This is a genomic window from Pseudacidovorax sp. NFM-22 (genome assembly GCF_021401245.1).
In the GTDB taxonomy this organism is placed as follows: domain Bacteria; phylum Pseudomonadota; class Gammaproteobacteria; order Burkholderiales; family Burkholderiaceae_C; genus Xenophilus.
The window spans coordinates 90,347-112,931 of sequence record NZ_JACBFY010000012.1; the positions used below are offsets into that span (position 1 = coordinate 90,347).

General features: G+C 70.3%; 20 protein-coding genes. 5 read left to right on the forward strand and 15 right to left on the reverse strand.

Annotation, left to right across the window (positions count from 1 at the left end; all coding sequences use genetic code 11):
• Nucleotides 1-103: 103 nt before the first annotated feature.
• A complete protein-coding gene (locus tag L0984_RS28630; RefSeq protein WP_234197816.1) occupies nucleotides 104-652 on the reverse strand; it encodes a DUF3455 domain-containing protein in 549 nt (182 codons plus the stop codon).
• Nucleotides 653-891: 239 nt separating this feature from the next.
• Between L0984_RS28630 and L0984_RS28635 the strand changes: the two genes are divergently transcribed.
• The 3 genes from L0984_RS28635 to L0984_RS28645 all read left to right on the forward strand — a co-directional run bounded on the left by L0984_RS28635 (nucleotide 892) and on the right by L0984_RS28645 (nucleotide 3,917).
• Nucleotides 892-1,470, forward strand: a complete 579-nt coding sequence (locus L0984_RS28635) for an RNA polymerase sigma factor (RefSeq protein ID WP_234197817.1) — start codon at nucleotides 892-894, stop codon at nucleotides 1,468-1,470.
• A gap of 43 nt (nucleotides 1,471-1,513) precedes the next feature.
• The gene (locus L0984_RS28640) at nucleotides 1,514-2,275 is read left to right on the forward strand and encodes an anti-sigma factor (RefSeq protein ID WP_234197818.1); all 762 of its coding nucleotides are present in this window, start codon (nucleotides 1,514-1,516) and stop codon (nucleotides 2,273-2,275) included.
• Nucleotides 2,276-3,350: 1,075 nt separating this feature from the next.
• Nucleotides 3,351-3,917 carry a fasciclin domain-containing protein gene (locus tag L0984_RS28645; RefSeq protein WP_234197819.1) on the forward strand — a complete coding sequence of 189 codons (567 nt, stop codon included), beginning with the start codon at nucleotides 3,351-3,353 and terminating at the stop codon, nucleotides 3,915-3,917.
• A gap of 178 nt (nucleotides 3,918-4,095) precedes the next feature.
• Here the strand turns inward: L0984_RS28645 and L0984_RS28650 are convergent, their stop codons facing one another.
• Both L0984_RS28650 and L0984_RS28655 read right to left on the reverse strand, forming a co-directional pair.
• The gene (locus L0984_RS28650; protein ID WP_234197820.1) at nucleotides 4,096-6,630 is read right to left on the reverse strand and encodes a YbcC family protein; all 2,535 of its coding nucleotides are present in this window, start codon (nucleotides 6,628-6,630) and stop codon (nucleotides 4,096-4,098) included.
• 34 nt (nucleotides 6,631-6,664) lie between these two features.
• Nucleotides 6,665-8,218: an NADH-quinone oxidoreductase subunit L gene (locus L0984_RS28655; RefSeq protein ID WP_234197821.1), complete on the reverse strand. Its 1,554-nt coding sequence runs from the start codon at nucleotides 8,216-8,218 to the stop codon at nucleotides 6,665-6,667.
• Nucleotides 8,219-8,316: 98 nt separating this feature from the next.
• Here L0984_RS28655 and L0984_RS28660 point away from each other — a divergent pair, with 98 nt between their 5' ends.
• Complete coding sequence (locus L0984_RS28660; protein WP_234197822.1) at nucleotides 8,317-9,216, forward strand: LysR family transcriptional regulator; 900 nt, start codon at nucleotides 8,317-8,319, stop codon at nucleotides 9,214-9,216.
• A 282-nt stretch (nucleotides 9,217-9,498) separates the two neighbouring features.
• Here L0984_RS28660 and L0984_RS28665 read toward each other — a convergent pair whose 3' ends face one another.
• From L0984_RS28665 to L0984_RS28685, 5 genes are all read right to left on the reverse strand, one after another.
• Nucleotides 9,499-9,765, reverse strand: coding sequence for a hypothetical protein (locus L0984_RS28665; RefSeq protein ID WP_234197823.1), 267 nt, complete (start codon nucleotides 9,763-9,765; stop codon nucleotides 9,499-9,501).
• Nucleotides 9,766-9,957: 192 nt separating this feature from the next.
• Entirely contained in the window at nucleotides 9,958-10,956 is a 999-nt protein-coding gene (locus L0984_RS28670; RefSeq protein WP_234197824.1) for a TRAP transporter substrate-binding protein, read from the reverse strand.
• 50 nt (nucleotides 10,957-11,006) lie between these two features.
• A complete protein-coding gene (locus L0984_RS28675) occupies nucleotides 11,007-12,287 on the reverse strand; it encodes a TRAP transporter large permease subunit (RefSeq protein WP_234197825.1) in 1,281 nt (426 codons plus the stop codon).
• Between the two features lie 10 nt (nucleotides 12,288-12,297).
• The gene (locus tag L0984_RS28680) at nucleotides 12,298-12,792 is read right to left on the reverse strand and encodes a TRAP transporter small permease (protein ID WP_234197826.1); all 495 of its coding nucleotides are present in this window, start codon (nucleotides 12,790-12,792) and stop codon (nucleotides 12,298-12,300) included.
• 152 nt (nucleotides 12,793-12,944) lie between these two features.
• Nucleotides 12,945-13,634 (reverse strand): TetR/AcrR family transcriptional regulator, encoded by a 690-nt coding sequence (locus tag L0984_RS28685; protein ID WP_234197827.1) that lies wholly within the window; start codon nucleotides 13,632-13,634, stop codon nucleotides 12,945-12,947.
• Between the two features lie 62 nt (nucleotides 13,635-13,696).
• On the opposite strand from L0984_RS28685, the gene L0984_RS28690 reads away from it, so the two are divergent.
• A complete protein-coding gene (locus L0984_RS28690; protein WP_234197828.1) occupies nucleotides 13,697-14,008 on the forward strand; it encodes an ATP-binding protein in 312 nt (103 codons plus the stop codon).
• On the opposite strand, the gene L0984_RS28695 is transcribed toward L0984_RS28690, so the two are convergent.
• The 7 genes from L0984_RS28695 to aceK all read right to left on the reverse strand — a co-directional run bounded on the left by L0984_RS28695 (nucleotide 13,984) and on the right by aceK (nucleotide 22,566).
• Nucleotides 13,984-14,427: a YchJ family protein gene (locus L0984_RS28695; RefSeq protein WP_234197829.1), complete on the reverse strand. Its 444-nt coding sequence runs from the start codon at nucleotides 14,425-14,427 to the stop codon at nucleotides 13,984-13,986. The two genes, L0984_RS28690 and L0984_RS28695, sit on opposite strands and share 25 nt — an antisense overlap.
• A complete protein-coding gene (locus tag L0984_RS28700; protein WP_234197830.1) occupies nucleotides 14,408-16,237 on the reverse strand; it encodes a hybrid sensor histidine kinase/response regulator in 1,830 nt (609 codons plus the stop codon). The genes L0984_RS28695 and L0984_RS28700 overlap by 20 nt, the downstream gene beginning before the upstream one ends.
• 32 nt (nucleotides 16,238-16,269) lie before the next feature.
• Nucleotides 16,270-17,400 (reverse strand): acyl-CoA dehydrogenase family protein, encoded by a 1,131-nt coding sequence (locus L0984_RS28705; protein WP_234197831.1) that lies wholly within the window; start codon nucleotides 17,398-17,400, stop codon nucleotides 16,270-16,272.
• Nucleotides 17,401-17,450: 50 nt separating this feature from the next.
• Nucleotides 17,451-18,083, reverse strand: a complete 633-nt coding sequence (locus L0984_RS28710; RefSeq protein WP_234197832.1) for a pyridoxamine 5'-phosphate oxidase family protein — start codon at nucleotides 18,081-18,083, stop codon at nucleotides 17,451-17,453.
• Between the two features lie 10 nt (nucleotides 18,084-18,093).
• On the reverse strand, nucleotides 18,094-19,344 hold the full coding sequence (locus L0984_RS28715) for a glutamate carboxypeptidase (protein WP_234197833.1): 1,251 nt from the start codon (nucleotides 19,342-19,344) through the stop codon (nucleotides 18,094-18,096).
• Nucleotides 19,345-19,404: 60 nt separating this feature from the next.
• Nucleotides 19,405-20,589, reverse strand: coding sequence for an acetyl-CoA C-acyltransferase (locus L0984_RS28720; protein ID WP_234197834.1), 1,185 nt, complete (start codon nucleotides 20,587-20,589; stop codon nucleotides 19,405-19,407).
• A 105-nt stretch (nucleotides 20,590-20,694) separates the two neighbouring features.
• A complete protein-coding gene (gene aceK / locus L0984_RS28725) occupies nucleotides 20,695-22,566 on the reverse strand; it encodes a bifunctional isocitrate dehydrogenase kinase/phosphatase (protein ID WP_234197835.1) in 1,872 nt (623 codons plus the stop codon).
• Between the last annotated feature and the right edge of the window lie 19 nt (nucleotides 22,567-22,585).

Here is a 22,585-nt window from a genome sequence, read left to right on the forward strand (position 1 = left end):
AGAGGGGCGGCCGCCGCCGGCACCCGTTGCACCTTTGGAGTGCGGCGACCCCCTCTCCCCCGGTCCTCTCCCGCGCGGGGAGAGGGAGCAAGACCCTGCCGCCTTACATCGCCGGCCTGTAGAAGATGTAGTCCGCCTGGTAGTTGACGACCTGCTTCTGGCCCAGGCTGGCCTGGCCGCAGGGCAGCATGGGGGCGACGCCGCCCTTGGTGGCCACGCGCTGGATGTAGCTCACGCCCTGCATGGCGCCCATGCCCATGGCCGGGTTGGCCTTGACCAGCTGCAGCGGGATGTTGCCGGTACCGCCCGGTGCGACCGCGACCTGGGTGGCCGTGACCTTGGAGCCGTCCATGCTCTCCCAGGTGGCCGGCGGGCCGTAGTAGCGGCCGATGGCCTTGCCGCTGCGGTCCATCAGGCGCGCATCGGGGCCGACGAAGAACCACTCGTACTGGCCCGCCATGTCGGCCTTGGCGCGGCATTCGTAGGTGATGGTGCCGGCGCCCACGGTCTCGAGCGCGACGCGCTGGCCGGCGGGCACCTGGACGGGGGCGGGCAGGCCGGCCTGCGAGTACGGGGCCGGCATGGGCGCGGTGGCACAGGCGGACAACAGGACAGCGGCGGCCACGGTGGCCAGGGGGGCGGTCATGCGCATGGAATGCTCCTTTCGATGGGCAACAACGGGTTTGAGGTTGACGGGGCGGCAGTCGGCGGTCGCCCTCCGCGACCTGTCCTTGCTGCCTGCCCCGTTCGACTTACGGCCCCGGTCATGGACCGGATGCATACCCGGCGAAAGTTGAAGGACTTGTGAATTCATCGCCGCCGACCGCGCGCATCCGGCGACCGGGAACGCGCGTACCCACCAGATGGCCGCCGCTCCCGCACAATGTCCCGATGCCTTCCGCCACGACGCCCGACGACGAGCTGCTGGGTCTGCTCGATCGTGTCGCCCGCCGCGACGCCTCCGCCCTCCAGGCGCTGTACGAACGCACTTCGTCCCGGCTCTTCGGCCTCGCGATGCGCGTGGTGCGGCAGCACGAATGGGCCGAAGACGTGCTGCAGGAGGCCTTCCTCACCATCTGGCGGTCGGCGCCCGACTACCGCGCGACGCTGAGTCCGCCGATGGCCTGGATGTCGCTGATCGTGCGCAGCCGCGCCCTCGACCTGCTGCGCCGCCAGACCAGCCAGGGCGCCGACGTGACGCAGGAGTTCAGCGAGACGCTGGCCGACACCCTGCCCGCGTCCGAGCCCGGCCCGCAGGAGCTGGCCGATGCCAGCGAGCAGGCCTGGCTGCTGCACCAGTGCCTGCAGCAGCTGCCCAACGCGCAGCGCGAGGCGCTGTCGCTGGCCTACCTGCGCGACCTGAGCCACAGCGAGCTGGCCACGCGCCTGGCGCAGCCGCTGGGCACCATCAAGACCTGGATCCGGCGCGGGCTGGACAAGCTGCGCGGCTGCATGGAGCAGGCGGCATGACGCGGCCCCGTCCTTCCGCCGCCACCGGCCCGAGGAGACTCGCATGAACATCGCCGCCAATGCCCGCCTGCTGGCCCTGCTGTCGGCCGCCCATGCCCTGGGCACCCTGCGCGGCGGCGCCCGCCGGCGCTTCGAGGCCATCGCGCGCGAACAGCCCGCCGTGCGCGCCAGTGCCCTGCTCTGGCGCGAGCGGCTGACGGGCTTCGTCGAACTCGCGCCTGCGGTGAACCCTCCGGCCGCGGTGTGGACACGCATCCGCAACCTGGTGGACGCCGACCTGCAGGAGGCCCGCCTGGCCCAGCAGAAGGCGGCGCCGCCGGCACCCACGTCGCCAGCGCGAACGACGACGGGCTGGTGGGGCAGTCTGGCGATATGGCGCGGCGCCTCGGCCGCTGGCCTGGCGGCCACGGTGCTGGCCGGGGCGATCGGCCTGCAGTTCTGGCAGCAGGCGCGCGAGGCGCAGCAGGTGAAGTACGTGGCGGTGCTGAACGACGACCGTTCGGCCGCATCGATGCTGGTCACCTTCGATGCGAAGCACCGTCAGCTCACGTTGCAGCGGGTGGGCGACTTCAACGTGGCGCCCGACCGCTCGCTGCAGCTGTGGGCCTTGCCGCCGGGGCGCACGCCGCAGTCGCTGGGCGTGATCGACTCGCCGGCGGGCATGCGGCTCGTGGCCAGTCCGCAGATGCTGCAGCAGGCGCCGGCCCTGGCCATCAGCCTGGAGCCCAAGGGCGGTGTGCCGGGCGACCGCGGGCCGACGGGGCCGGTGCTGTTCCATGGCGCGCTGATCGAGAAGACGCTGTGAGCGGGTTCGTCGCACGCCTTTGAGCGGGTTTGCTTCGAGCGGGTTTTTGCTGCGCGAAGCCTGAGGGGGCGTTGGGTGGTGCTCGTGCGGCCGCTCGATGTCCGTGCAACTCCGAGTGGTGCCCGTACGACCACCCGACGACTGCGCAATTCCGAGTGACCGCCCGCGCAGTTTCGAGTGCTGGCCGTGCGGCCGCTGCGCCACTAACCGGCAGAGGGCACCGGCATGCGCGCTCCCGGTGCACGCTCGCGCTGACCGGCTTGCCTCACCAGACGGGTGCTCGCTCTCCACCGACGCGCCTTGCGCACTGCACGGCGCCGCGAATGGCACCTCCGCACGCACACCGGCACCCTCTGCCTCGACGCTGCGCGCGAACCCGCAGGTGGTGACGCCGCGTCTGCATGGACTCCCTCTCCCCTCGCGGGAGAGGGTTGGGGAGAGGGGGCGACGGCGTCAACGACCGGCAAGCTCGTGGTGAGGCACCCCCTCTCCCCCGGCCCCTCTCCCGCGAGGGGAGAGGGGAGTCAAGGTTCCTGGTCCTCGGGCCGTCCAGCGCGACGCTGCGCAAGTACCAAGGCACCCGACCCGATCCGGCTGTTCACGCCCAACGTCGAGGTGGAGGATGCCGGTGTGCGTGCGGAGGTGCCATTCGCGGCGCCGTGCAGTGCGGCAGGCGCGTCGATGGAGAGCGAGCACCCGTCTGGTGAGGCAAGCCGGTCAGCGCGAGCGTGCACCGGGAGCACGCATGCCGGCGTCCTCCGCCGGTTAGCGGCGCGGCCGTCGTGCCCCACCCACCGACGCAAGCGCAAGCCAACGCCTCAGCTCAGCTCAGCTCAGCTCAGCTCAGCTCAGCTCAGCTCAGCTCAGCTCAGCTCAGCTCAGCTCAGCTCAGCTCAGCTCAGCTCAGCTCAGCCCCCACGAGCCTGCGCCAAGGAGCCGCCCTCCTACGCAAAAGAACGCACGCCGGATGCATTCCCCGACACCCCGCGGGCCGATGCCATCCAGACTCTGCACAGGCCCGTATCTGAAGAGCCTGCCGCATATCCGGCGGCACAACATTCCCAAGGAGCCTCGCATGACTTTCTCGAAGAAGACCACCCGCATCCTCGCCGCCACCCTGACCGCCTTTGCGCTCGGTGGTGCCGCCATCGGCGCGTCGGCGCAGGTGACGGTGGGCGGCGCGCCCATGTACGCCACCAAGGACATCATCGACAACGCCGTCAACTCCAAGGACCACACAACGCTCGTGGCCGCCGTCAAGGCCGCCGGCCTGGTCGACACGCTCAAGGGCCCGGGCCCCTTCACCGTCTTCGCGCCCACCAACGCGGCCTTTGCCGCCCTGCCCGCCGGCACCGTCGACACGCTGCTCAAGCCCGAGAACAAGGGCCAGCTCACGACCATCCTGACATACCACGTCGTGCCCGGCAAGGTCGACTCGGCGGCACTCGTGAAGATGATCGATGACGGCAAGGGCCAGGCCATGCTGAAGACCGTGGCCGGCGGCAGCCTCAAGGCCACGCGCAGCGGCAACACCGTGAAGATCACCGACGAGAAGGGCGGCTCGGCCGATGTGACCATCGCTGACGTGTACCAGTCCAACGGCGTGATCCACGTCGTCGACAAGGTCCTGCTGCCCAAGTAAGGAAGGTGCGGAACGGTCCGTTACCTTTGCGTGCGGACCGTCAGGTGCCACTCAGGGCACCCCGACATACTTCGTTCTCGGCAGTCCGATCTTCTCCGACTCTTGCTTCCCCTCCACACCCGGACTGTCTTGGGGCCCGCTTTACGGCGGGCCCTTTTTCTTTTGTGCGTCCGTGTTTTCAGGCCAGCCTCTGCCACCGGCCTTCGGCAAGGCGCTGCAGGGTGGGGCCTTCGAAGCGCCACAGGTGCAGCCAGCCGTTGGCCAGCAGGTCGCGCACCACGGCATGGTCCTCAATCACTGCATCGATGGCGGCCTGCGGCGCATCGATGACCACCGTGAGCCGCAGCGGCTCGTGTACCCAGCGCTGGCCATCGTGCAGCGACTGACGCGACAGGCCGATGCGCAGGTCGCCCCCATTGCCCTCGAACACGCCCAGCGTGCCGCCCACCACGTTGTGCAGCAGCTTGTTGCCACTGCCCAGCCGCACGGGGTCGCAGGTCGACGCGTGGTACTGCCAGTTGATCCAGTGCGTGACCAGCATGGGCGCGGTCATCAGCTGGGTCAGCCACTCGCCTTGCGGGTCCTGCGTGGCGTCGTAGTCGTGCAGGAAGGCGCGCCCGCCCAGGTCCACGCCCTGGCTGCGATGGCGTGGCGCGATCACGAAGGCGGCATTGCCCGCAAGACCCCACTCCGGCCGCGTCTGCGCTCCGTCGTTGGCGCGGCGGCGCAGCTGGCGATGCAGAACATCCGCTGGCGCCTTCGGGTCCAGGCCCAGGTGCGGCGCGCGCTCGCGGCGCACCTGGTCGGCGGCGGCCTCGAAGACCGCGTGCAGCCGGTTCCAGTGGGCGCGTGCATCGGGCGAAAGCCGGTCGAGGTCGAAGCCCTCGATCTCGTCGGTGGCGGTGTTGTGCAGCGCGGCCACGAACACCGTGGACGTGGGCACGTCGATGCCTTGCGTCGTCAGGCCTGCGCGCACCGCGGCATCGTTGAGCAGCTGCGCCAGGCTGCGCGCGTTGACCTCGCCGGTCTGGCCGCAGCAGGCACCACAGTCCAGCGCAGCCGCATGCGCGTTGTTGGCCGACTGGCTGCCATGGCCGACGAGCAGCACCAGGGGTGCGAGCCCACGCACGAGGCCCATGGACTGCAGCACGCGCGCCGCCAGCGCCACGCGCGCCTCGTCATCCAGGCCGAGCAACTGCGGCCGGCACACCGACCGGTAGCGCGCGGGCAGGCCGTCGAGGTCGTCGCGCGCGCGGTCCTGCACGCCAGGGCGCAGCCAGCGGCCCAGCCGGCCCAGGTAACCCAGGCCCGCGGCCTCGACGAAGGAGAAGGCCGCGCCCGGCCAGCGGCTGGCGGCATGCCACTGGTCGCCCAGCGCGAAGCGATGCTGGCGCGCCTGTTCGGCCTGCCGCTGCAACTGTTGCGCTGCGGCAGCGTCGCGGACGTCGGCCGGCACCAGGACATCGCCCACCGTGACGGCGGGCGCCAGGAGCCCGGGCAGCTGCGGCCGCTGCGCGGCGGTGCCCAGCGGCGTGTACGCGAGCGGCAGGCCGAAGAAGCCGGCCACGCCCAGGGTCTGCATGCCGGGGCAGGCGGCCTCCAGTGCGCGGCGCAGGGGCTCGCTGCGCACGTCGATGCAGAAGGCCGCCTGTACCTCGGGCGTCGGCACCGCAGGCGACGACGCACGGCCGGTCAGCGACGCCGCGAGGCCACGCTGGTAACCGGCCTCCAGGGCCACCTGCCAGACCTCGTCCACACGCAGCGCCTGCTCGGCCTGCGCCAGCACCTCCGGCGCACGGCCCCACTCGCGCTGCACGGTCGCGAAGGCCTGCCGCGCGGCGAGGTCGTCCTTGCAATCCAGCAGCAGGGCGCCCCAGGCCAGGCGGATGGCCAGCAGCTCGCGCAGGTGCGGGTCTTCGCGGCCCGCCAGCCGGGCCTGCCAGCCCAGGTAGGCGCACCACGAGGCCCAGCCATTGACCGTGAGCAGCACCGACTCCAGGTAGTCGGCCCACACGGCCGGCGGCAGGCCCAGGCGCTCGATCACCCAGTGCTCGGCCTCGCGCGCCGTGGGCGGCAGGGCGTCGATGCTGCGGCCGATGTGCGGCAGGCCCATGAGCAGGCCGATGCCGTGGTCGTGCTGCAGCGTCTCGCGCCAGAAGGCGTAAAGGCCCTGCTTGCGCGCCGGCTGCCAGTCGGCCTGGTGCTGGTCGAACCAGGCGGCGCAGGTCTGGCTGACCTGGTGGGTGATGGCCTGCCGCCAGGTCAGCCGCGTGTGCCGCTGCGGGTCGTTGTCGAGCACATCAATCAGCAGTGGCAGCGGCTGCACCGGCAGGGGCCGCGCCAGCGCGGCCACGCAGGCCTCGGGCGTGAGTTCCGCTTCATGCAACTGCTGCAGGGCCTGCTGCAGGTCGGCGGCTGTGATGCGGCCTTCGGCCCAGGCCTGCGCCTGCCGCTCGCGCGGCGGAAAGACCTGGATGCCGGCCAGCACGGCCATGCGCGCCGCCACCCGGCGCACCGGCATGCCGATGCGCGACCAGTGCGGGTTGACGGCGATGGCACTGTCCAGCGGCCAAGCGGGCGCGATGGCCTCGCAGGCGCGGCGGCAGGCGGCGTCGATCCGGTCGGCCTGCAGGCCGTCGGGATGGGGCCACGCCGCGGCCTCGATGGGCGCCGAGGCGGAGGCCGGGCGCGTAGGGTTCAGGACATCCGTCATGGTGTTCTCCGTACAGGAATGGGGTCGGGCGTAGTCAGGCCACAGGGGCCGACAGCCGGCCGGCCTGTGCATGGCGGCGCGCCTCGGGCGTCCAGCGGGCGGGCCACAGCCGCAGCGCGAGACGGGTGTAGACCTCGTCGACATAGAAGCCCGCATAGCTCCAGCGCCGCGCGCGTGCCAGGGCCTGGGGCCGCCATTGCAGCGTGGCCAGGCCCAGGTAGAGCAGCGCCATGCCCAGCAGCGCCACGGGGCCGGCCAGCGCCTGCGGCGCGTCCTGCAGCCCCAGCGGCAGCGCATGCATCAGGCGCGCGGCCAGGGTCAGGCCGCCGATCATCAGCAGGCCACAGAGCAGGGCCCGCACGCGGGCACCGACCGCCGCCGGCGCGGCCGGCAGCCACAGCATCGGTGCCCAGGCCAGGCCAAGCAGCGCGCTCCACCACAGCGGCCAGGCCGGGCCGCCCACGGCGGCAAGCACGACGAGCACCGTGCCGATGGCCAGCACCGGCGCCAGCAGCAGGCTGAGCGAAGTCGGCAAGGCCGGCGCATGCAGCGCCTGCCGCCGCGTGTCGCGCACCACGCCCGAGGCCGACAGGAAGGCATGCGCCTTGTAGAGCGAGTGGCCGATCAGGTGCAGCGCCGCCAGCGTGTACAGGCCCACGGCGCATTCCAGCAGCATGAAGCCCATCTGCGCCACGGTGGACCAGGCCAGCCGCACCTTGATGCTGATGCGCGTGAGCATGACCAGGCCCGCCAGCACCGCGGTGGCCAGGCCGAAGCCCAGCAGCAGCCAGCGCGCCGGCGCCGCCGCGTCCAGCAGCGGCGCGAAGCGGATCAGCACGAAGCCGCCCAGGTTGACCACGCCCGCATGCAGCAGGGCCGACACCGGCGTGGGCGCCTCCATCACCTGGATCAGCCAGCCGTGCACCGGCAGCAGCGCCGTGCGCAGCACCACCGCCAGCACCAGCGCCACCGCAGCCACCTGCAGGGACAGGGACAGGCCCTGCTGCGCCACATGCGCCCACAGGGCCGACAGCGACCCACTGCCCACCTCGCGCCAGGCCAGGCCCGCGGCCAGCAGCAGCAGCCCGTCGGCGGCCCGGTCGGCGATGCGCTTCTTGTGCGCAGCCAGCAGCGCGAAGGGGCGGTCCGGGTAGAAGCACAGCAGCGACTGCAGGGCGACGCCGACGGCGGCCCAGGCGGCGATCAGCACCAGCCAGTGGTCGGCCATCAGCAGCAGGTGCACCGCCGCCAGCACACCGCCCAGCGCGGCGGCATAGCGGCGCTGGCCGGCCTCGCCGTCCAGGTAACGGGCGGAGAAGCCGGCGATCACCGTGCCCAGGCCCTGCACCAGCAGCGCCAGCACCAGCCCGACCACCGTGGGCTGAAGACCGGGCAGGCCCTGCAGCCGCAACGGGCCCGCGAGCAGTGCCAGCGCCGCGGCCACGAGCGCCAGGCCGCACAGCGCCTGGAAGCCGCGCCAGCTGGCCGCCACGGCCAGCCGGCCCGACAGGGCGAGCGCCGCGGCAAGCCCCATGGCCAGGGGCGGCAGCAACGACAGCGCCGGCCCCGGGATGTGTGCGAAGTCCATCGCGAACCCTCCGAAGAAAAACTGGGCGCGATGATGCTTGGCGACTTTCGTTCTGTAAATTACATTGATAAGAATCAATCAATCTTAAAATTAGAACGATGCAGCTGGAGCAGCTCAACTTCCACCACCTGTTCTACTTCTGGCGCGTGGCCACGCTGGGCCACCTGACGCGCGCGGCCGAAGAGCTGCACACCTCGCAGTCGGCCGTGTCGGCACAGATCCGGCAGCTGGAGGACCGGCTGGGCGAGGCGCTGTTCACCCGCGAGGGCCGGCGCCTGGTGCTGACCGACACCGGCCAGCTGGTGCTGGCCTATGCCGAGAACATCTTCGGCCTGGGCCAGGAGATGCTGGGCCGGCTCCAGGGCCGCAGCGCGGGCGTGACGCGGCTGCGCGTGGGCGCCGTGGCCACGCTGTCGCGCAACTACCAGGAGAACTGGCTGTGCCCGCTGCTGGCTGATCCGGCCGTGGTGCTGACGTTGGAGTCAGGCCTGCTCGAAGGCCTGGTCGAGCGCCTGGTGCAGCACCAGCTCGACGTGGTGCTGGCCACCGAGACGGTGCCCGCCGACCCCGACCGGCCGCTGCACTGCCGGCTGTTGGGCAGCCAGTCGATTTCATTGGTGGGCCCGGCCAGCCGCTGGCAGGGCCGGCCGCTGCGCATTCCGGAAGACCTGGACGGGCTGGAGATCGCCCTGCCCGGCCCGCGCCATGCGTTGCGCGGGCAGTTCGACGGCCTGTGCGCCTCGGCCGGCGTGACGCCGCGCCTGCGGGCCGAGGTGGACGACATGGCCATGCTGCGCCTGATCGCACGCGACAGCGGCTGGCTGACGGTGCTGCCCGAGGTGGTGGTGCAGGACGAACTGCGCAACGGCACGCTGGTGATCGTGGGCCGCTCGGAGGCGCTGCAGGAGCGCTTCTATGCCATCACGCGGCCCCACCGGCACCCCATCGAGGTGCTGGAGCGGCTGATGGTGCAGGCGCCGACGGCGGCGGCGGGCTGAACCAGCGCCGGGCCGGCAGCGCAATCCGTTCGCACTGAATGGCGCAGCCCGTTCGTCCTGAGTCGCTCAATCCGTTCGCCCTGAGCCGCCCAATCCGCTCGTCCCGAGCCGCCCAATCCGTTCGCCCTGAGCCTGTCGAAGGGCGAACAGCGCGCAGAAGGAAGTGCGCCCCGGCTTCGACAGGCTCAGCCCGAACGGCTCTTGGTGCGCTGAGCCGCGCTCGCGACGCGCGACGCATGACGCATGACGCGTGACGCGTGATGCGTGATGCGAGACCCGGCGTCAACCGCCGGCCAGCGGCCACTCCTGTCCGTCGGCCGTCACGAGCACGCCGAGGGTGGACTCGCTCTGCGCCAGCGGCACGCCCATGAAGCGTTCCTTGTCCAGCCCGTCGTCGCCCATGTTGATGGCGATGCGGCCGTTGCGCCGCGCCTGGATCAGCTCGTCGTACTGGGCCGGCGTCAGCAGCAGCTTCTGCGGGTAGGCGTTGTCGTTTTCCGCCCAGTGCTTGCGGATGGCGTGGAGGGCGAGGTCGTAAAGGGTGGCCATGGCGGGATCATAGAAAACGCGCACGTGGCGCCGCCGGCCGGCCAAAACACAGAGGCGGCTCGCAGGCCCCGCGCCACTCGGTCAACCCACCACCGTTCGGGCTGAGCCTGTCGAAGCCCAGGCACGGCCCTTCGACAGGCTCAGGTCGATCGGGTGAACCGACTTCATGGCGAACGGGGCCACGGACGCCGGTTACTTTCGCAGCTTGGCCAGCTCGGCCATCATGGCCTCGACCGTGCCCTCGCCCACGCTGGCCGAGTTCTTGGCGATCACGGGCTTCATCTTCTCGCGCAGCTTGGCCACCTCGGCGGCAGAGAGTTCGTTGACTTCCATGCCGCCCTTCTTGAGGTCTTCCAGGCCGCTCTGCAGCATGGCGCGCGACTGCGTGCGCTCGTACTGGGCCGACTCGACCGCGGCTTCCTTCAGGATCTTCTGGTCCGCCGGCGGCAGCTGCTCCCAGAACTTCTTGCTGATCACCACCGACTGCGGGTTGTACTGGTGGTTGGTGATCGTCATGTACTTCTGCACCTCGTAGAGCTTGGCGCCCTTGATGGTGGCCACCGGGTTCTCCTGGCCGTCCACCGCCTTCTGCTCCAGCGCGGCATACAGCTCGGGGAAGGGCAGCGGCGTGGGGTTGGCGCCCAGGGCCTTCACCCAGTCCACGTTGATGGGGCTGGGGATCACGCGCAGCTTGAGCCCGGCGATGTCCTCCACCTTCTGGATCGGCCGCTTGCTGTTGGTGAGCTGGCGAAAGCCCAGCTCGTAATAGGCCAGGCCGATCAGGCCCTTGTCTTCCAGCTTCTTGTGCAGGTTCTGGCCGAAGGGGCCGTCCACCACCGCGTCGGCCTCACGCGCGTTGCCGAACAGGAAGGGGAAGTCGTAGATCGCGAAGTCCTTCACCAGGCTGGAGAAGATGCCCGAGTTCATCGAGGCCATCTCCAGCGTGCCGCCCTGCAGGGCCGACACGTTGGCCTGGTCGCTGCCCAGCACGCCGCCCGGGAAGACCTGCACCTTGAGGCGGCCCGCGGACTTCTTGTCGACCAGCTCGGCGAACTTCTCCATGCCCAGCACGATGGGATGGCCCTTGGCGTTCTGGTTGGCGAACTTGATGGTGCGCGTCTGCGCGGGCGCCATGCCGGCGGCGGCGAGGGCCACGGCGGCCACCACGGTCTTGAGGAACAGTCGCTTCATGAGGGGTCTCCTGGATGGGTAGCAATGAGGGGAAGAAAAAGCCGGCGCGCTCAGCCGTGGAACCAGCGCGCCGGCACGATGACCAGCGCGGGGAAGAACACCATCAGGAACATGACGGCGAACTGCGCCACCATGAAGGGCCACACGCCCTTGGTGACCTCGTCCATGCTGACCTTGCCCACGCCAGCCACGGTGCTGAGCACCGTGCCCACCGGCGGCGTGATCAGCCCGATGGCGTTGTTGATGATGAACAGCACGCCGAAGTACACCGGGTCGATGCCGGCGGCCTTGATGATGGGCATGAACACCGGCGTGAGGATCAGGATGGTGGGCGTCATGTCCATGGCCGTGCCCACCAGCATGGTGATGACCATGATGACCACCATCAGCAGGATGGGCCGGTCCAGCAGCGGCTGCAGCACGGCCACCAGTTCGGCCGGCAGGTTGGCGACGGTGATCATCCAGGCCGACACCATGGCCGCGGCCACCAGGAACATGATGACGGCGGTGGTGCGCGCCGCAGCCTCGAACAGGCCGTAGAGCTGCGAGAGCTTGAGCTCCTTGTAGACCACGGTCGAGACGAAGAGCGCGTACACCGCGGCCACCACGGCCGCCTCGGTGGGCGTGAAGACGCCGAACTTCAGGCCCACGATCACGATCACCGGCAGCACCAGCGCGAAGGTGGCGTCCTTGAGAGCCGTGAGCACCTCGGCGCGGCTGGCGCGCGGGGCGGGCTCGATCTTCTCCTTGCGCACCAGCCACCACCAGGTGAACCACAGCGCGGCGCCGAGCATGACGCCCGGCGCGATGCCGGCCATGAAGAGCTTGGAGATCGACACGTTGGCCGCCACGCCGAAGACCACGAAGCCGATGGAGGGCGGGATGATGGGCGCGATGATCGAGGCCGCCGACAGCAGGCCCGCCGAGCGCGCCTTGTCGTAGCCGGCGCGGCTCATCATGGGCAGCAGCAGCGCCGCGAGCGCCGCCGCATCGGCCACGGCCGAGCCCGACAGCGAGGCCATGATGATGGCCGCCATGATGCCCACGTAGCCCAGGCCGCCGCGCACATGGCCCACCAGCGTCATCGCGAAGTGGACGATGCGGCGCGACAGGCCGCCGGCGTTCATGATCTCGCCGGCCAGCATGAAGAAGGGCACAGCCAGCAGCGGGAAGCTGTTGGCGCCCTCCAGCGTGTTCTGCGCCAGGATCTGCGGATCGAACATGTCCATGTGCCACATCAGCGCGGCGCCGCAGGCCAGCAGCGAGAAGGCGATGGGCACGCCCAGGGCCATGGCGCCGAGCAGGGCGCCGAGGAAGATCGCGATGGTCATGGCCGTCCTTTCAGCGCACGGGTTGGGAGGCGGCCTCGTGCGGCGCATCCTCGGATTCGGTCACGCCGATCAGCTCGGACTCGGCCAGCCGGCCGGCCAGCAGCGCCACGAACTCGGTGGCGATGAAGACGATGGCGATGGCCGAGAAGAACACGCCCGCGCCGTAGAACCAGGCCATGGAGACCTCCATCACGGCGCTGGTGCTCTCGCGGTTGATCTGCATCTGCACCCACGAGCCCTGCAGCATGAAGAAGCACAGCATCAGCATGAGCAGGTGGCTAGCGCCCAGGCACAGCTTCTTGCCCACGCGGGGCAGGCGCGACACCAGCGTGTCCGTGCCCAGGTGCTGGTGCGAGCGCAGCGCCACCAGCGCGCCCAGGAAGGTCATCCACACGAAGAGCCAGCGCGACAGCTCCTCGGAGATCAGCAGGCCGTCGTTGAAGCCATAGCGCAGCACGACGTTGCCGAACACCATGACCACCATCAGCGCCAGGCAGACCACCATGGCGAACGAAAAGAACCGGCACAGCCGGTCGAGGCACTTCCCCCACATACACGCTCCTTGAAGTGGGCCGGAGTTTGTACGAACTGGTTAGTTTTGCGCTTCGGGGCAAACCCGGAGGATGCAGGCCGCCAGGGTGCCGGGCCGCTGGGCGCTCAGGGCGCCCGCATGAAGCGCACCACCATGTCGATCACGCTGTCGCGCCGGTGCGCCACGTAGGCGGCCGAGGCGGTGTCGAGCTTGAACAGCGTGGAAAAGGTGTGGCGGTTGGAGACGTTGAAGAAGCTCAGCGCCGAGATGGAGGCGTGGATGTCCACCGCGTCCAGCCCCGGGCGGAAGATGCCGCTGGCCAGGCCGCGAGCATACAGCCGTTCGATGGCCGCGATGGCCGGCACGTTGAGCGCCTGGATGTCGCGCGAGGCCGCGATGTACTGGCCGCGATGGATGTTCTCGCTCATCACCAGACGGATGAAGCGCTCGTGCTGCAGGTGGTGGTCGAAGGTGAAGGCGACCAGGCGGCGCAGCGCGGCCTCGGGCTCGAGGTCGTCCAGGCGCAGATCGGCCTCGATCTCGCGCACCTGGCGGTATGACTCCTCCAGCACGGCGAGGTACAGGCCTTCCTTGCTGCCGAAGTAGTAATAGATCATCCGCTTGCTGGTCTGCGTGAGGGCGGCGATCTCGTCGATTCGCGCACCGGCCAGGCCCTTCTCGGCAAACTCCTCGGCCGCCACGTCCAGGATGTTGGCGCGGGTGCGCTCCGGGTCGTTGGTGCGGCTGGCGGCCGCCTTGGCAGCAGGCTTCGCGGCGGCATTGCGGCGCACGCGCGAATGGACGAGTTCGTTCATTTTTTCAGTATAGGCGGCGGCTGTCGCGCGGCGAGCGAACTTAGACTGGGCCCCGCAAGCCCATGCCCGCCACTCTCCCGCCCTCGCCCGCGTCCGCGGCCCGTCATCGCCCAGGCTGGCAGCCGGTGGTGGAGGCTGCACGCTGCACCGGCTGCGGCTGGTGCGTGGCGGCCTGTCCGCCGCATGTGCTGAGCCTCGCAACATGCGACTGGAAGAAGCAGGCGGTGCTGCACGACGCGCCGGGCTGCACCGGCTGCAGCGACTGCGCGGTGGTGTGCCCCTTCCGGGCGATCACGATGCGCAAAGTCGCCCCGAAAGCCGACGGGGCTGGCGAGCCGGCCAAGGCCGTTCAGCGCAGATCGCCGTCCACGTAGTACCAGCGGCCGTCCTCGCGCACGAAGCGGCTGCGCTCGTGCAGGCGCGAGGCGCGGCCCGTGCCGTCGCGCGAGCGGGCGACGAACTCCACCTCGGCCCGGTCGGCGCCCAGCGGCAGGTGCGCCCGCACGTCCAGCCCGAGCCATTGGACCGGCGTCGACTCGGCCAGTTGCAGCGATGCCGGCCGGGTGCGCGGATGCCAGGTGGCCAGCAGCCAGGCCTCGTCGCCGAGGCCATAGGCGGTGTAGCGCGAGCGCATGAGCGTCTCGGCGTCGGGCACGCGCGCGGCCCGCTCCTCGGCCGGTGTCTGCGGATCGACCAGGAAGCGGCCGCAGCAGTGGGCAAAGGCCAGCGGACGGCCCCGGCCCTTGCGGCCACAGGGGCAGGGGCGGTCGGACTCAGGCAGAGGTGCGGACATGGTGGGAAATGTCGGGAACAGAAGGGCCGGCCACGGCGATGCCTGCCTCGCGGCAGGGCCCCATGGCCCGCACGATGGCGGCCCGCAGGGGGCCCGAGGGCACGGGCTTGTACAGCAGCTGGAAGCCGGCCGCCTCGACCTGCGCGCGGTCGGCCTGCGCCGTCTCGCCGGTCACCACCGCCACCTCGCGCACCTTGCCCAGGCCATGGAGCGTGCGCGCCGCCGCCAGGCCCGACAGGCCTTCGCCCAGGCGCAGGTCGCTCAGCAGCAGGTCGAAGCGGCCAGGCAGCGCGAGCGCCTCGCCGGGCGAGGCCACCACGGCCACCTCGTGGCCCCAGCCTTCGAGCAGCGCACGCATGCCCTCGCGCACGGGAGCCTCGTCGTCCAGCACCAGGATGCGGGCGGGGGCACAGGGCGGCAGCGCCTCGGCAGGCCGCGCCACGGGCTGTGGCGCCGCAGCCGCCAGCCAGAGCGAGAAGGTGCTGCCCTGCCCCGGCGCGCTGCGCAGCTCGATGCGGCTGCCCAGCGTGCGAGCCATGCTGGCCACCAGCGCCAGGCCCAGGCCCAGCCCGCGCGAACGGTCGCGGCCCGGGTTGTCGACCTGGAAGAACTCCTCGAAGACCTGCTCGCGGTGCTCCGGCGCGATGCCGATGCCGCTGTCGCGCACCTCGATGCGCCAGCCGGCCACGCCCTGCCGCACGCAGGCGCGCGCCGCCATCATCACGCTGCCCTGGGCGGTGTACTTGAGCGCGTTGTCCACCAGGTTGGCGAGCAGGCGCGAGAGCATCTGCGCATCCGCATCCACGCGGGCCGCGGTGGGGCGCGCGCGCAGCCGCAGCCCCTTGGCCGCCGCCGCCGTCGCGAAGCGCCCGTGGAGCGCGTCGAACAGTTCGCCCAGGTCCACGGGCGCCCGTTGCACGGCCACGGCACCGCGGTCCAGCTGGGCGATGTCCAGCAGCGCATCGACCGAGCCGCGCAGAGCCTCGATGCTGCCCTGCATGTGGCGCACGCTGGCGGCGGTGGCAGGCCGTCCGGCCTCGAGCGCGTCGATGAACACGGCCAGCGCATGCATGGGCTGGCGCAGGTCGTGGTTGGCCGCGGCGAAGATGCGCGCGCGCTGCGCCGCCAGCTGGGCCACGCGGTCCAGCTCGGTCTGCAGCGCCTCGGCCAGGCGGGCGTTCTCCAGGCCCGACTCGATGGCGCCGACGATCAGCAGGTTCTGCTTGCGGGCGTAGTGCAGCGTGGCCAGCAGCTGCGACAGCGCCAGCACGCCCATCAGCACGGCCGGGCCGCCCTCGCCGGCCGTCATCAGCCGCACGGCGATGCTGAGGTACAGCGGCACGCCGAAGCACAGCGTGGCCAGCCACCACTGCGCCAGCGCCGCGATGGAGACGCTGGCCACGCCACTGATGAAGAAATACTGCAGCAGGATGAGCGCCAGGTCGCCGCGCGGAAAGAACAGCCAGGGCGCCGCCGCCCAGACCAGGCCCGGCAGCAGCATGTGCCACTCCAGCCGGCGGCGCCAGCGGGCGGCGTCCGCGGTGCGGAAGGTGGCCGGGTCCACGCCGTGCAGGTGGTGGTACATGTGCCACTGCATGCCGTGGACCATCGCGGCCCAGACGAACACGCCCGCCTGCCGCGTGAGCACGGCGAAGCTGATCCAGAAGGCGGCCGCGGTGGCCGCGGCGACGAAGGGCGTGTCGCGGGTGTCGAGGATGTAGGCCCGCGCCAGCGTGAGGTCCACGCGCGCATCGGCATGGGGCGCATCGCCCCACCATCGCCGCAGCCGTTGAAGCCTGTCGCCCGTCATGCGGCGGCAGGATAGCAGCGGCCTGCGATGGCTCAGGCCAGGGCGCGCTGGATCAGCAGCTTCTGGATGTCCGAGGTGCCTTCGTAGATCTGGCACACCCGCACGTCGCGGTAGATGCGCTCCAGCGGAAAGTCCTTCACGTAGCCGTAGCCACCCAGCGTCTGGATGGCCGCGCTGCACACGCGCTCGGCCATCTCGCTGGCGAAGAGCTTGGCCATGGCGGCCTCCTTGAGGCAGGGCAGTCCGGCATCGCGCAGGCTGGCCGCATGCCAGATGAGCTGGCGCGCGGCCTCCAGTTGCGTGGCGCAGTCGGCCAGGCGGAAGCCCACGGCCTGCTGGTCGAAGATGGGGCCGCCGAAGGCCGTGCGGTCCTTGGCGTACTGCAGTGCGAAGTCGAAGGCGCTGCGCGCCATGCCCACGCTCTGCGCGGCGATGCCGATGCGCCCGCCTTCCAGCGCGCCCAGGGCGATCTTGTAGCCCTCGCCTTCGGCACCGATGAGGTTTTCGGCCGGGATGCGGCAGCCGTCGAACTGGATCAGCGCCGTGTCGCTGCTGTGCTGGCCCAGCTTGTCCTCCAGGCGTGCCACGGTATAGCCCGGCGCATCGGTGGGCACGAGGAAGGCGCTCATGCCCTTCTTGCCGGCGGCCTTGTCGGTCATGGCGATGACGATGGCCACCTGGCCGTTCCTGCCGCTGGTGATGAACTGCTTGGTGCCGTCGATCACCCAGCCATCGGCCTCTTTCCTGGCCGTCGTGCGCAGGCTGCTGGCATCGCTGCCCGCCTGCGGTTCGGTCAGGCAGAAGGCGCCCAGCATGCGGCCCTGCGCCAGCGGCTCCAGCCACTGCTTCTTCTGCTGCGCATTGCCGTAGCGCATCAGGATGGCGTTGACCGGGCAGTTGGTGACGCTGATGGCCGTGCTGGTGCCACCGTCGCCGGCGGCGATCTCCTCCAGCACCAGCGCGAGCGTGAGGTAGTCCAGGCCGGCGCCGCCATGCTCCTCGGGCACGCAGATGCCGTAGGCGCCCAGCTGGGCCAGGCCCTGGTGAACGTCCTTGGGGAAATGGTGGTCGCGGTCCCACTGCGCGGCATGGGGCCAGAGCTCGGCCTGGGCGAACTCGCGCACGGCGTCGCGGATGGCTTCCTGGTCGGGGGTGAGCAGCATGGGTCGTGTCTCCTGTCGTTGTCGTGTGCGGGCGTCGGGCGCGTGGCGGATCAGGCGCCGGGACGCCCTTCCTCGTCGAGCTGGGTGCGGTAGCGGGCCAGCATCTGGTCCTGCGACTCGGCCGGCGCCGCATTGCCCATCTGGTCGTGGATCATCTGGTTGAGCGTAGGCAGTGCCGAACGCGGCCCCCAGGTCGATGCATCCCACAGCTGCGAGCGCATGAAGGCCTTGGGGCAGTGCAGGTAGGCCTCGTGCACCTGCACCTCGACCACCAGTTTGGGCCGTTGGCGCTCGCCCTCGAACTGGCCGGTGAACTCGGGCTCGTCGCGCAGCCGCGCGCGGCCGTTGACGCGCAGCGTCTCGTCCACGCCGGGCACCAGGAAGATCAGCGCGATGCGCGGATCGGCCAGCAGGTTCTCGAAGGTGTCGAGCCGGTTGTTGCCGCCGGAATCGGGCAGCAGCAGCGTGCGGCCGTCCTCGCTGGCCTTGACGAAGCCGGGCGCACCGCCGCGCGGCGAGGCATCGAGCAGCGCGCCATGCACGCCGCCGCTGGCCACCACGCAGAAGGGCGACAAGGCGACGAAGCGCCGGCCGTGCACGTCGAGGTGGTCGAGCTGCTTGCGCAGCGCGCGCTCGCCGGGGGCGGCGTAGAGGGCGCGAAGTTGTTCGGCGTTCTGGATCATGGCGTGCGCTTCAGCGGCCCGCACCCAGATCCATGATGAGGCGACTGGCCATGTACAGGCGCCGCGGGATCGCGTCGATCTGCACATACTCGGCCTTGTCGCTGTGGTAGTTGAATCCCGGCAGGCCCAGGCTCTCGATCACCGGCTTGCCGGCCAGCGCCGCATAGGCCGCGTCGGTGCCGCCGCCGGAGCGTTCTTCGATCACCAGGTTGCCGCCCGCCTCGGTGTAGTAGCCCAAGGCCTTGTCGATCAGCACCTTGCCCGCCTCCCCGGCGTTGAAGGCCGGCCGGCCGCGGGTGACCAGCACCTGCACGTCGGCATTGGGCAGCTTCTTCTTCTGGGCGCGGGCCTCCAGCTCCTTCATGGCCGCCTCGAAGTCCTCGTTGCGGGCGTAGCGCACGTCGGCATTGAGCGTGGCGCTGTCGGGAATGATGTTGGACACGGCGCCGGCCTTGGCGATGGTCCAGTTGAAGCGCAGGCCGCGGGCCTTGTCGTCGATGTCCATGGTGCGCAGCACCAAGTCGGACGCCTCCACCAGCGCGTTGACGCCCAGCTCGGGCGCCGCGCCCGCGTGCGAGGCCTTGCCCTTGATGTTGACCTGCACGTAGGCGATGCCCGAAGTGCCCAGCGTGAAGCCTTCCTTGATGGCCGACGAAGGCTCGAAGGACAGCACGTAGTCGGCCTTGGCCGCCTCTTGCTGGATCACGTCGCGCGAGCCAAAGGAGCCCTTCTCCTCGTCGGTGTTGAACAGCACCGTGATGCTGCCGAAGTCCTGGAAGCCGCGCGCCTTGAGCAACTGCAGCGCATGCAGGATGACGGCGTTGCCGCCCTTGTCGTCGGCGATGCCCGGGCCATAGGCCTTGTCGCCCTCGATCTTGAACGGCGACTTGGCCAGCGTGCCCTTGGGGTACACGGTGTCCATGTGCGAGATGAGCAGCAGGCGCTTGCCGCCCTTGCCCTTGAGCGTGCCGACGATGTTGTCGCCCACCACCGGGCCGGCCGCCGCGCTGCGCGTCACGGTGAAGCCCAGGGCCTTGAGCCGCTCCTCCAGGTAGGCGCCGGCCACGGCCATGCCGTCGGCATTGCCGGTGCCGGTCTCGATGTTGACCAGCTTCTCCAGCGTCTGGACCACGGCCGGCTGCTCGGCCGTGGCGGCCTGGAGCAGCGCCTCGTCACGGGCATGGGCCGGCGCGGCGGCGAGGAAAGAGGCAGCCAGCAGGCCGGCGAGCAGGGGACGGAGCTTGAAGGAAGAGGTAGTCACAAGGTTGTCGTTCAAAAGGAAAAGGCAGAAGGCGAAGGCGGCACTGGGCCGCTCTTCATGTCACATCAATTCAATGGCGACTGCGGTGCCTTCACCGCCGCCGATGCACAGCGTCGCCACGCCGCGCTTCTTGCCACGCTGCTGCAGCGCATGGATGAGCGTGACCATGATGCGCGCACCGCTGGCGCCGATGGGATGGCCCAGCGCGCAGGCGCCGCCGTGCACGTTGACGATGTCGTGCGACACGCCCAGCTCGTGCATCAGCGCCATGGGCACCACGGCGAAGGCCTCGTTGACCTCCCACAGGTCGACGTCCTTCACCGACCAGCCAGTCTTGGCGAAGAGCTTCTGCACGGCGCCCACCGGCGCGGTGGAGAACCACTCGGGCTGCTGCGCATGCGTGGCATGGGCCACCAGGCGGGCGATGGGCTTGGCGCCGATCTTCTTCGCATGGGCTTCGGTGCTCATCACCAGCGCCGCGGCGCCGTCGTTGATGGAGGAGCTGGAGGCGGCGGTGATGGTGCCGCCCTCCTTCTTGAAGGCGGGCTTGAGCGTGGGGATCTTGTCCAGCTTGGCCTTGCCCGGCCCCTCGTCCAGCGCGATCACGGTCTCGCCGCCGCGGCCCTTGACGGTGACCGGGGCGATCTCGGCCTGGAACAGGCCGTCGCGGCTCGCATGCTGGGCGCGCTGCACGCTGGCGATGGCGAAGGCGTCCTGCTGCTCGCGGGTGAAGTGGTACTTGGCGGCGCAGTCCTCGCCGAAGGTGCCCATGCTGCGGCCGGGCTGGTAGGCGTCCTCCAGGCCGTCGAGCATCATGTGGTCGAAGATGCGGTCGTGGCCCATGCGGTAGCCGCCGCGGCCCTTGAGCATCAAGTAGGGCGCGTTGGTCATGCTCTCCATGCCGCCGGCCACCATCACGTCGTGCGTACCGGCCAGGAGCAGGTCATGCGCCAGCATGGCCGCCTTCATGGCCGAGCCGCACATCTTGCTGAGCGTCACGGCGCCCGCGCTGTCGGGCAGGCCGCCCTTGTAGGCCGCCTGGCGGGCCGGCGCCTGGCCCTGGCCGGCCATCAGGCAGTTGCCGAACAGCACTTCGCCCACGGCATCGGGGGCGATGCCGGCGCGCTCGACGGCCGCCTTGATGGCGACGCCGCCCAGGTCGTGCGCGGCGAGCGAGGCGAAATCGCCCTGGAAGGCACCCATGGGCGTGCGGGCGGCGCCGAGGATGACGATGGAGTCGGACATGGCGGGAGTCTCCTTGTGCAGGTTGGAACGGAAGGATCGATCCCCTCTCCCCTTGCGGGAGACGGGTTGGGGAGAGGGGGCGTGCGCTCGGGCGCGACCTCGGAATCAGGACAACGTGGCCGCATGGGTCGCAAGCAGCGAAGGCGGTGCATCCAGCACCGGGTCCGGGTCCGCGGCCGCGCGCACGAAGCGCCGCCGCTCGTCGTAGGGAAACACGTCCAGCATCTGGCCCGCCAGGATGCGCTCCTTGTGGCGTTGCCAGAAGGCGGCGTCGAGCAGGTCCGCATGGTGCGCCATGAAGGCCGCGCGCACATGGTCGTTGGCCAGCAGGAAGGGCTCGAAGGTCTCGGGGAAGACGTCGCGCGGGCCCACGCTGTACCAGGGCTCGCCGCTCAGCTCGTCCTCCTCGCAGCGCGGCGGGGGCACGCGGCGGAACTGGCAGTCGGTGAGGTATTCGATCTCGTCGTAGTCGTAGAACACCACCTTGCCGCCGCGCGTGAGGCCGAAGTTCTTCCACAGCATGTCGCCCGGAAAGATGTTGGCGGCCACCATGTCCTTGATGGCGTGGCCGTACTCGACCACCGCCTGCGTCAGCTGCTGCTGCGCCCGCTCGGCCGCGGCCGGCGACTCGGGCTGCGCGATCTGCTCCAGGCATTCGGCCAGCAGGATGTTCAGCGGGATCATGCGCCGCTCGATGTAGACGTGCTTGATGACCAGCTCCATCTCGCCATTGCCGTCGCGGTCGCCGATCTCGACCTGGCTGGGCGCGAAGCGTTGCAGCTCTTCGACCAGCGCGGGCTCGAAGCGGTCCAGCGGAAAACCCACCTCGCTGTACTCCAGCGTGTCGGCCATGCGGCCCACGCGGTCGTGCTGCTTGACGAGCTGGTACTTGCGCTTGACCTGCTCGCGCGTGGTGTCCTTGGGCGGCGGGTAGAAGTCCTTGATGACCTTGAAGACGTACGGAAACGACGGCAGGTCGAACACCAGCATCACCATGCCCGGGATGCCCGGCGCGATGCGGAAGCGATCGCTGCTGTAGTTGAGGTGCGAGAGGAAGTCGCGGTAGAACAGCGTCTTGCCCTGCTTGGCCAGGCCCAGCGCGCTGTAGAGCTCGGCGCGCGGCTTGTGCGGCATGAGCGCGCGCAGGAAGCGCACCCAGGCGCTGGGCACTTCCATGTCGACCATGAAGTAGGCCCGCGCGAAGGAGAACAGCATCTGCAGCTCGTCCTCGCCGAACAGGGCGGCGTCGATCACCAGGCGCCCGTTCGCGTCGTGCAGGATGGGCAGGGCGAAGGGCAACTCGGTGAAGCCGTTGAGCACGCGGCCCACCACGTAGGCGCCCTTGTTGCGGAAGAACAGCCCCGACAGCACCTGCAGCTGGAAGTTGGCCCGCAGTCGCACCGGCCCCAGCGCGCCCAGCACGGCCTGAGCCACCTGCTGCGCGTCGCCGGCCAGGTCGGCGAAGGGCACGATCAGGCCGAACCCGTTCACCAACTGCATCACGCTGCCGGCCAGCGAACCGTCGCGCGGGTAGTAGGCGCGGTAGGTGGGCGCGCCCTGCGGCTCGATGTACTCGGTGCTGATGGCCGGCCGCACGAAGATGAAGTCGTTCTGGAAGTAGGCCCGGTGGAGGATCTTGATGGTGACCGAGTTGAAGAAGCTCTCGGCCAGCTCGGGCTGGTGATGGTCCACCAGCAGGCCGATGTAGTGCAGCTTGACCTGCTGCCAGACGTCCATGGGCTGCGTGCCGGCGCGGAGCTCCTTCTCCAGCCGGGCCACGGCCTCGGCCACGCGCAGGGCATAGAACTCGATGCGCTCGCGCTGCGCGCGCTGCTGGCCGGCCCAGTCGGCGGTCTCGAAGCGGTGCTTGGCACGCGCCGACTCGGCGCGAAACAGCCTGTAGTGGCGGTTGAAGCCGTCGATCAGCGCCTTGGCGATGCCGTAGGCGAGCGGCGAATCCAGGCGCTGGGGAAACATGGCGGCCGCGCCCTTCCTG